The organism is Parendozoicomonas sp. 209JJ7-1 (genome assembly GCF_058147085.1).
This window is the reverse complement of sequence record NZ_JBYVJU010000076.1, coordinates 1-1,187: the sequence shown is the minus strand read 5'-3', so window position 1 is coordinate 1,187 and position 1,187 is coordinate 1. Positions and strand designations below refer to the sequence as shown.

Genomic DNA, 1,187 nt, shown 5'->3' with positions numbered 1-1,187 from the left:
TTGTATGGATAATGATTAACGAAACAGGGTAATGTGAGACCCAAGCTTTAGCGGCAACTAAAGCCTTCTTATACAGCAGTTCGATTGATTTTTGGCTCCTCTGTTGAGAGACCGTTAACAAGTGAGAACGCTGCATAAGACTCCAAGCACCAAGTTCGGATAGTCAGAGGGGCCTCGAGCCCGAATTTGCAAGGCAGAGCTAGCTTATTATGGACAACAACAATAATCAAAGAACCATCACTGTAGGAGTCGATACTGGTAAGTCACAACTCGATATTTATATACGCCCTCTGGGTCTCTATTTCACAGTATCCAACACCGAAAAAGGTGTTCAGGAAGCCATCAAAAAGATCAAACCGCACAGACCCGAACGAGTCGTTATTGAAGCCACTGGCAGACTGGAGCACTTGTTCATCATCGCCTGTTCAAAAGCAAAACTTCCCTTCGTAGTCGCCAATCCTGCACATATCAAAAAATTTGCAGGCGCTATTGGCAGACTCGCTAAAACTGACAAGCTGGATGCTCAGCTTATTGCCCACTACGGTGAAGCCATTAAGCCTGCTTTATCAGAGCTAAAGCCTGATGTACTAAGGGATATGAGCGATCTACTCTCTCGCAGACGACAGTTGGTAGAGATGCAGACCATGGAAAAAAATCGTCGGCAGATCATGCCTAAAAAGATCACTGGATCGATCACTCCTATACTCAACATACTCAAAAAACAGCTAGACACTATTGATCAAAAACTCATGAAACTGATCGTATCCAGCCCTGAATACAAGCAGAAATTCGACATTATCCAAAGTGTTCCTGGCATCGGAAACATAGTGACGTTCAGTCTGCTCAGTGACATGCCAGAGTTAGGTTATCTCACCAACAAGGAAGCTGCTGCCTTAATCGGAGTTGCCCCTGTAAACCGTGAAAGTGGATCCTATCAAGGGCAGCGAAAAATCAAAGGTGGCCGATCACAAATACGTACCGTTATGTTTATGGCTATGATGTCAGCAATTCAGTGTAATCCTGTGTTTAAAGCAACCTATGAGCGATTATTGGAAGCTGGGAAAGCAAAGAAAACAGCGATCATTGCCTGCATCCGAAAGATGATTGTCATAGTGAATTCCATGGTTAGGGATGGAACCCACTGGAGTCCGGAAATAACTGGATAATTAGCGTTTGACACCATAGTC

Annotated in this window: 1 protein-coding gene; it reads left to right on the top strand. The window is 44.2% G+C overall.

The features are described 5' to 3' along the window. The first annotated feature begins 209 nt into the window (after nt 1–209). On the top strand, nt 210–1,166 hold the full coding sequence (locus ACY2RQ_RS19400; protein WP_490114660.1) for an IS110 family RNA-guided transposase: 957 nt from the start codon (nt 210–212) through the stop codon (nt 1,164–1,166). The last annotated feature ends 21 nt before the right edge of the window (nt 1,167–1,187 follow it).